General features: G+C 63.4%; 5 protein-coding genes. 3 read left to right on the forward strand and 2 right to left on the reverse strand.

What is annotated here, in order from left to right:
- Positions 1–55 precede the first annotated feature (55 nt).
- Positions 56–454: a hypothetical protein gene (locus tag FAF44_RS36995; RefSeq protein WP_237108001.1), complete on the reverse strand. Its 399-nt coding sequence runs from the start codon at positions 452–454 to the stop codon at positions 56–58.
- A gap of 98 nt (positions 455–552) precedes the next feature.
- Between FAF44_RS36995 and FAF44_RS37000 the strand changes: the two genes are divergently transcribed.
- The 3 genes from FAF44_RS37000 to FAF44_RS37010 all read left to right on the forward strand — a co-directional run bounded on the left by FAF44_RS37000 (position 553) and on the right by FAF44_RS37010 (position 4,719).
- The gene (locus FAF44_RS37000) at positions 553–741 is read left to right on the forward strand and encodes a hypothetical protein (RefSeq protein WP_237108002.1); all 189 of its coding nucleotides are present in this window, start codon (positions 553–555) and stop codon (positions 739–741) included.
- Positions 742–1,090: 349 nt separating this feature from the next.
- Positions 1,091–3,028: a hypothetical protein gene (locus FAF44_RS37005; RefSeq protein ID WP_237108003.1), complete on the forward strand. Its 1,938-nt coding sequence runs from the start codon at positions 1,091–1,093 to the stop codon at positions 3,026–3,028.
- A gap of 47 nt (positions 3,029–3,075) precedes the next feature.
- Complete coding sequence (locus tag FAF44_RS37010; protein ID WP_237108004.1) at positions 3,076–4,719, forward strand: Hsp70 family protein; 1,644 nt, start codon at positions 3,076–3,078, stop codon at positions 4,717–4,719.
- Here FAF44_RS37010 and FAF44_RS37015 read toward each other — a convergent pair.
- Positions 4,631–8,017 (reverse strand): helicase-related protein, encoded by a 3,387-nt coding sequence (locus FAF44_RS37015; protein WP_237108005.1) that lies wholly within the window; start codon positions 8,015–8,017, stop codon positions 4,631–4,633. The two genes, FAF44_RS37010 and FAF44_RS37015, sit on opposite strands and share 89 nt — an antisense overlap.
- Positions 8,018–8,288: the final 271 nt, after the last annotated feature.

Raw genomic sequence — 8,288 nt, forward strand, 5'->3', positions numbered from 1 at the left:
GGTGCAGCCCGTCCAAGGCCGGCCACCTGTGCAAGGCCATCGCCGTCCTGCAGAATCACCGAGTTTCGCAGGCGGCGTGAGGATGAAAAGCGTTCATTGTAGGCGACCAGTTGGCCATATATTCGTTCTGCACTTTCTCACTGGCGAACCAGAAGTTGGGCTGGTCGACTGGCCGACCGTTTGGCATGACCTCCAAGCCGAGTCGTTCGACTTCGTCTTGGCCGAGCCAGAACTTCTTTTCGTTCTCGAGCTCGATCATCCGGCCCCAGCTCGGGTCCACGGTGGCGCTGCCGCACGTTCGGCCGTCGCAGGCGACGGCTCCGCCGCCGATTTCTTCTCTGCCGCAGGAGCCGATGCATTGCCCGCCGCCCGATGATCCGTAGCTGTTATTGCCGCCGGCGGAGATGGTGGTGTAGCCGCTTGAGCGGCCCTGCCTATCCGTCACGGTCTGCATGATTGTCCTCTCGGTGGTAAGTGGAAGCCGACAGGCGGGTGATTCGATCGTTCAGCTGGACCACCCGGCTGTCCGACAGAAGGGGCTGGAGCTGCTTCTTGGACGTCGTGCAATTTCCTGCCGACGTAACCCGCGGATTGAGTCTGCTCGGCCAGGTCCACGGCGTCGCCAGCGCAGTGCAGAAACCGGTCCAGGTCGCGGCGCTGGAGGCCGATGGCGGCCAGGTCGGTCAGGAGGCTGCCCCGGCGCCGGAGCGAGGTGGCCTGGCTGAGTGCGGCGACGAGTGATGCTTCGGCCAGATCGGTCCGGTCGAGGGTGAGACAGGTCGACTCCAGCGGCGAGCATTAGCGAGGCCGCTCCGTGCCATAGGTTGTGCGTGCGGCCGGACCGGCAATCCCACCCACCTCATAACCCGGGAGGTAAGTCGCTGACGTGCTGCAGATGCAGTGAACCGACGACCAACTGGTCCAGCGGACCGACCAGCACCCGCTGCCGGTGTTCGGTCATGTTTGGTCGGCCTCCGCCATGGCCGGCAAGAGTGACACGGTCAGGCCTTTGATGTCCAGGGGATTCCCAGGGCGCTTCAAGCCCATCGTCCATTCAAGCAGCAGGGACAACCCCCTACAGTTGGGACTCGTGGATCGAACTCAGGTCATGGTGCGGAGACTGGGGGACGGCGAGCACGTCCGCGTGGGAGAGGTGCTCTCCCGTGAGCGAGGCGTCTTCACCGTGCGGTGGAACGACGACGAAACCGAGGAGAGCCTTCGGCTGGACTACCGCAATCTACTCGTCACCGAGGGAACGCTTCGCTTCATCTCCCTGGTGGATCCCAAGCAGATCAGCAAGAGGTTCACCGATGACCCTCTCCGACTGGTGCTCCAACTACTCAGCGAATTTCCCAGTGGACTCAAGGCAACGGACATCAAGTCCAAGCTGATGGATTTCGGGCTCGATGGGGAGTCAGTCGACAGAGCGTGGAGGTCGGTCCAGACCAAGCTTGCCAAGCATGGCGACGTGACAACGAAGGGGGGAAACAAGACTGTCAAGATGTACGTCTACCGTGCGAAGCCGTCGGACACTCCGCCCGCGCCCTTGCCCGACGACGACACGTCAGAAGGCGCCGAGGCGTCGCAGGAAACCATCGCACCAGAAGCGGCCCCCGAGCCGGACGAAATTATTCCAGCGGAAGAACCGGTCGAGCCGTTCTCGACCAGGTTGTCCTCGCTTCTCGGTTTCAAGCAGGCGCGCAAGATTTCCGACCTCCTCGCTGAGCCCCTTCGTACCGGCGTTGCACTCGGAAGGTTGGACAGCGCCGCGATCGAGCGATTCTCCAGTCAACTGGACGAGAGCGATCAGCGGACCGTCTCCACACTGCTACTTGCCGTACCGAAGAAGGTTCAGGCCGTACCGCTGCCCTCAGAGGTCCAGCACGGAGTGCTGGGCGCCGCGATCGCCGAACTCCTCACTGAGGCGCCCGCGGAGTTCCGGGCGGCGGCCGGGTGGCTGCTGCGACGAGTTGCGGCAAGCCCCATGCTGGTAGCCGAGGTTGTCGGCCCCTTTGTCCAGTTGTCTCTGTTCCTTACCGAAAATCCGCAGAAGTCGGATCTCGAAGTCCTGGATTTCGTCGCGCATGCCTTGAGCCGTGCCGTTCCCGCTCTGGATGACGACGTGCTCTTGCCTGAACGGCTCGCGCTCTTGGTGCAGGCGCTCCCCTTCTCGGAGGAAGGCGGCCGGGTGCCGCTCATGGTGGCCGTACACGAGCGATCGCCGGGAAGCCTGCTCATCCCTCGATGGTGGGACGGAGCATCGACGGAAGCCCTGGTCGAGTGCGGGCAAGGACGGTTCGGCAGAGTCATCGCCTCTGCGGAGATCCTGGAGTTGATCGTCCGCCCCTTGATGGAACGCGAGCTGACCGAGGTCACCACCAGGACAAGACTCGGAGTCTTTCTGCGCCTGCCCGTCGAGTTGGCCGAGCAACTGCCGGTATCGGCGTTCGTGAACGCCTTCCGGCGAGTGGGCCGACACGATCCCATCATTGCCGCCTGGGCCGAGGCGCTTGGCGGCGAGGAGCAGCTTGCCGCGACCCGAAGTGAACTCGCTCAAGCACGCCAGGAAACCGAAACGGCGATGACCTTGAAGCACGAGGCCGAGCTCCTCGTTCAAGAGCTCACCGAACGTTGCAACCGGCTTGAGCGGCAACTGCAGGAAACGCAGGCCGGCGTGCTGCGAAGGCGAGCCTCACAGGACCGTCAGCTTCAGATCGACGTGATGAGGGCACTCGCCGACCTCGCGGCCGAGGTCGAAGAACTCTCGGTTCGAAGTGTCTCACCCGACACGATGATCGCGCGAGTTCACGGATTGACAGCCACCTACGACCTCCGGCCGATCGGGCTTGTTCACGAGAAGTCCGAGTTCGACCTGAAGCTACACAAGCCCATAGCCGGTGACCCCGAACCGGGCGACGAAGTGATCATCCGTCGTTCCGGCTATATCTGGTCCTCGTCGACAGAAGAGGTCGTGCTGCACAAGGCACTGGTCGAACACCCGCAGGGCATGCCGGTGAAATCGTCGTAGCCATGCCGTACCTTGACCAGCATCCCCCGAATGGTTGAGGAGTATGAATGGCCCGGGAGCACGCAACCGGCATCGATTTCGGCACGTCGACCTCCCTGGTGGCCGATCAGGTAGGTCGACTTCCCCTTGAGATCGTGCCCATCGGGCAAAGCACAACATGGCTGCCGTCCGTCGCGGCCGTGATCGGTGGCGCCTTGCTGGTGGGCGAGGAAGCGGAAGATCAGCCGGTTAACCGGATCATTAGGTCGGCGAAGCGAGCCATCACCGAAAACCGAACGATGCTCCAGGTCGGCAATACCGAAGTCGACGCCGACACGGTGATCATCGCCCTGATGGGCGAGATCGCCCGCCGGACCGAGACAGCGGGACAATCGCTCAGCGAAGCGGGCGAGGTCAGACTGGGGTGCCCCGCCATGTGGACGGGAGACCAGCGCGGACGGCTGCTCAAGCTCGCAGCCGAAGCTGGTCTCCCAGTCACGGGCGCCAGTCTGATCGACGAGCCCATCGCCGCGGGGGTGGCCTGGGCCACTCGCCGCTTCTACCAGCCCGGCAAACGCCCACAAGGCAAGTTGCTCGTCTTCGACATGGGCGGCGGCACACTGGACATCGCTGTCCTCGATATCGCGGGCCGGGACCAGCCGATCATCTCGGTTCTGTCCGCTCTCGGCAATGCGGAGGCGGGCGACACCCTAGATCGGGCGATCGTGGCTCAGCTCACCGCGATGCTGGCCGATCGTGAGATCGTGGTCGGCCAGCTGCCGAACCCACATCTTGTCGACGCGCTGTTCCTCAACGCCGCGCGCGAGGCCAAGGTCCGCCTCACCTCAGCCGAATCCCACCGGGTGCTGGTCCGCGGCCTCGACCTGCCCGAGCTGACCTACACCCGCGAGCAACTCGTCGAAGCGTTCCGTCCCCAGCTCAACCGAGCGGAGGACTCGGTCTTCGCGGCGCTGAGAAGCGCCAAGATGACCGAAACCATCCCTCTTCCCAACGGTGGCACCCGGACGCACTCCCCCGAGGAGTTGCGTCGCCTCGGCCCCGAAGGGCTGATCAAAGAGATCAAGTACGTCGTGCTCGCAGGCGGCATGAGCCGCATTCCGTACGTAGGCGAGCGCCTAGGTGCTCTGTTCCCCCGAGCCGAGGTGTTCGACACGACCAGCGTCGCCCCGGAAGAGGCGATCGTGGCCGGGCTGGCCAACACCACTGAATACGGCAGGCTGAACCTGCACCGCCCCAGCTTCGACTTCATCCTGGAATGGGACTCCGGTCAGGAAGTGATCTACCGGGCCCACACACCTCTCTACGATCCGTGGCAGGCGCTCTCGATGTCCACCCTCTATTACGACTGGCGGGCGGCCACCTCCAACTGCCCTCGTCGGGGGGTCGGCCGCCTTCGCGCTCGCTCCATCACGGGCGAGACCATCAACATCAGGATCAACAACACGTCCCGCGACCATCTGCAGATCAAGCTCGGTGAGCCGACCGCCTTCCGGCTCTACTGCGACGGCCGGATCGTCATCACCGACGGAAGCGGTCAGGTGGGAAGCCTCCGCGTGGACCGCTGGCCGGTGATCCACAGTGGCAACTTCGCCGAACTGGTGCTCAAGCGCGTGCCTCCCGCTCACCAGGGCGGCCGTGAGCCGGACTGGGGCTACGGACAGAAGGAGTGGGCTCCTCCTTCGCACCGTTGATGAGCAGCACCGCGACCTCGCTGAGCGACAGGCTGAGTGCCCGGAAGGCGCTCAGTTCTTCGCGGACATGCTGACGACGTGCCCGCAGGTTTCGCAGCCGGCCCTCGTGCATGCGCCGGATGCTCTGGTCGGCCTGCCTGGCCAGCAACTCCTCCACTTTGCGAATCTGCAGGTCGATGGTGTTCTCCTGAGCTCGGATCCGCCCGTCGACCAAGGCCGCGTTCTCTTGTTTGAGGGCGCTCTCGATCTCGACGTGCCTATCTGCCACCTGCGCTTGAGCTCGTCGCCAGAGCTTCTTCAAGTCCTTGGGCGTCTGTCTGTCGCCGTCACGCAAAGTGCCTTCGGCAAGAGCGGTCAGCAACGCGTCTCCGGCGGCTTCTGAGAGTTGCCCCGACTCGACATCGATGGCGGTCGTCCACAGCTCAAGTCGTGGGCGAAGCCCGCTGGACTGGACGAGGTCGATCGTCACGAGATAGCGGCGTCCTTCGGGCAGGCCCGGCACCGCCACCGAGCCGAACTTCTGCAGGGCCAGCTCCTCTTCGCCGAGGACCTCGATGGCGAGCTTGACGAGTGGATGCCGGGCAGAGAGCAGCTCGACATCGAGCTTGCTGGCCACCTCCGGATCGAAGGTGCACTCGATAGGCGAACGGTCATGGAGCAACATCGCGAGCCTGTAACGTGGATACTTGCTACCGGTGCCGTCGAGATCGCTCACACGCAGGCGATTCGCCAGGTCGGGCGTCCCTATGATTTTGAGAACACCCTGACTGTCCAACTTCCCCCAGCGCCCGCCATACTTCTGGAAGAGTCTGTCGATCATTCCCCGGATCTCCGCGGCACCGATGAAGCGACCGTTGCCGGGACCCTCCTCGGTAAAGCCCTCCACAAGCAGGCTGTCCAGGCCCCCCAGGAGTGAGCGGGAGGCGTGCAGCTCGTCGGCGTCCAGCTCACGCCCTTCGGTCGCGACCGCGACCCGTTCCAGTTCCCGTTCCCGCTCCTCCAGGCTGAGGGTGGGATCGAGCAATCTCGCGAAGCTGTCGCGCAGGATCGGCTCCAACTCGCCGATGGCGTTCTGAAAGATCCCGATGCGGTCGTAGAGCCGCTGGAAGATGTCGGTCTCGATGGTGCCCGGCACCCGCATGTTGTAGATGAAAATCTTGTCGTGCTGCTGGCCAAAGCGGTCCAATCGGCCGATGCGCTGCTCGACCCGCATCGGGTTCCAGGGCAGGTCGTAGTTGACCAGCGCCTGGCAGAACTCGAAGTCCAAACCCTCGGAGCCGACCTCGCTCAACAGCAGAATCTCGAACTTCCCCTCGCGGAAGTCACGCATGACGCCCTCACGCTCAACGGGCGGCACATCGCCGTGCATGACGCCGCAGGTGAAGTGCTCGCTGAGCCGGCCCTTCAGGTAGGTGAGCGTCGCCCGGAAGAACGAGAAGATCATCACCTGGCTGACGCCATGCTCACGGAGCCGCAGGAGCTCCTCCAGGAGGCGCTCGTACTTGGTGTCATGCGGCACCGGCTGAACGTCCGCGAGAAACTCACGGAGAGATGTAAGGTCCGCGGCTTCGAAATCGTCATCGACATCGTCGATGTCGTCGAAGAGGGACGCTTCGCGCCTGCGCATGACCTCCTGAGACGCGGGGATGCAGCTGGCCGCCTGCCGTAGTGGCATCTGCATGATGAAGCCGGGCGGCACGCCCTTAGACCAGGCCCGCAACCAAGCCCACCGGTACACCGCCTCGTAGTAGGCGCGTTCCTCCTCTGTCCAGTCAACGTCGATGTTGCGTGGCTCTCGTACGGCCTTGCGGTCGGGCACGTCCGCCTTGCGGGTTCGGGTGAGCACGCCGCTCAGGACGTTCAAGTTTGCGAGGAGTTGCCGGGCCCGCGCCTTCTCTTGGTGCGTAAGCGGCCGGTCCACATCGAGCAGATTCCGGAGCACGCTGTAATCCGGCCGGTCGGTCACGTTTTGCCCGAAGCTCATGCCACCGAGCCGATCCAGCCCCGCCAGTAGAACGTTCGGCTCTTGATTGCCGACGAGCGCGCTGGAGACCTTGTTGAGCACCTCATTCGGCTCCAGCTGTCTGGCGAAAACATCTCGATCACTGAAGTTGCCCTCATCGAGGAGGTTCACGAGGTTGAACAGGTCGTCGTTGCCGAGATTGAGCGGCGTGGCCGAGAGCAGGACGAGGTAGTCACTACTGTCGGAAAGCAGCTGTCCGAGGGCGTTGGCCTTGCTCTCGCGGTTGCGCATGCTGTGCGCCTCATCGATGATCACGAGGTCGAACCGCGGCTGTAGAGTGGCGAGCCGCGCCAGGACCTTGTCCGCTGTTCGTAGGGACTCGATCGTGATGACTGCGTGCAGGATCGGATCGTCTCCGCTTTCCACCCGGTCGAGCCAAGCGTCAAGTTCTCTCGGGCGCAGCGGTTCGAGGTTGCGATCGAAGCGCCGGCGCATCTCGGCCTGCCACTTGTATTTGAGCACCGAAGGGGCGATGACCAGCACCCGGTCCAGCTTTCTCCGTTGCTCCAGCTCACTCCAGATCAGGCCCGCCTCGATCGTCTTACCGAGACCAACCTCGTCCGCGACGAGAATCCGTCCGGACGAGCCGGTGAGCATTTTTAGTACGGGCTTGAACTGGTAGGCGCGGAAGACCGTCTTGCTGGAGGCGAAGGAGTAGATCGTGTCCGTCAGCGGATGGGTCAGCTTGGTCCAGGTCAGGGTGAGCGCGATGCCGTCTGCCCCAACCGGGTCTTGAGTGATCCAGAACTCCATGTCGTCCGGGTCACCGACGGCCACCTGCAGAGACTGCTCGGTGAAGCGCTGCTTCTTTCCCCTGATGTCGACCTCGTAGCGGGGGACGGCACCCCCTCCAAGCACCTTGAGCACGCTGCCCACGACGGAGCTTCCATCGGGCCTCACCAGATCGCCGACCCGGAAGCGCGAGTCGCCGCCGAGCGGTTGAGCCTGCTCCCACAGCTCCTGGTGAGCCGCCCAGGCGGTGATGAGGTGGCCGGAGTCGATGGCACGGCGGTCAGCGCTCTCCGGATGCCCGAACGTGCCGTCGAGGATCACCACTGCGTGCCACTCCTGATCGATCTCGACGGCGTAGACGCCGCGATGGACGAGGCCAGCCGCGTGGCTGGACTGCACGCTGCGCACTTCCGGCGCGAGTGCTTTGAATCGATCGCGATAGCCGTCCGGCGCGGTACCGACCACGAGACACGTGACGAGATCGAACTGCTCCAGCCAGCGCAGATCGTCCAGGGTGGGCCGGTACAGCAGGTCAGCCGTCATGAGAAGTCCCGTCGTATTCTCTAAATACGGATCAACTTTTTCTCGGCGAGGAGGGGTCCGTAAATGCCAATAAAAGTCAGTGCATCGATCTAGCGAATGTTGCCCAGCATGACCAAGGAGACAGGAGGCATGTAGCGTAATAGATGAGCAGGCAAGTGTTACTACTAAACAAATATCAGGCGCCTCAGCTCTGGAATGACCAGCCGCATGGCAGACGACAGACACCCGTCGACATCAACAAGCCGCACTATATCCGTTGACTCTGTTAACA

It is taken from the genome of Nonomuraea sp. MG754425 (assembly GCF_021699195.1).
Lineage (GTDB): Bacteria > Actinomycetota > Actinomycetes > Streptosporangiales > Streptosporangiaceae > Nonomuraea.

Excerpts from the sequence above, each read along its gene's own strand:
- FAF44_RS36995 (WP_237108001.1), bottom strand. The coding sequence starts at position 454 with ATGCAGACCGTGACGGATAGGCAGGGCCGCTCAAGCGGCTACACCACC.
- FAF44_RS37010 (WP_237108004.1), top strand. The coding sequence starts at position 3,076 with ATGGCCCGGGAGCACGCAACCGGCATCGATTTCGGCACGTCGACCTCC.
- FAF44_RS37015 (WP_237108005.1), bottom strand. The coding sequence starts at position 8,017 with ATGACGGCTGACCTGCTGTACCGGCCCACCCTGGACGATCTGCGCTGG.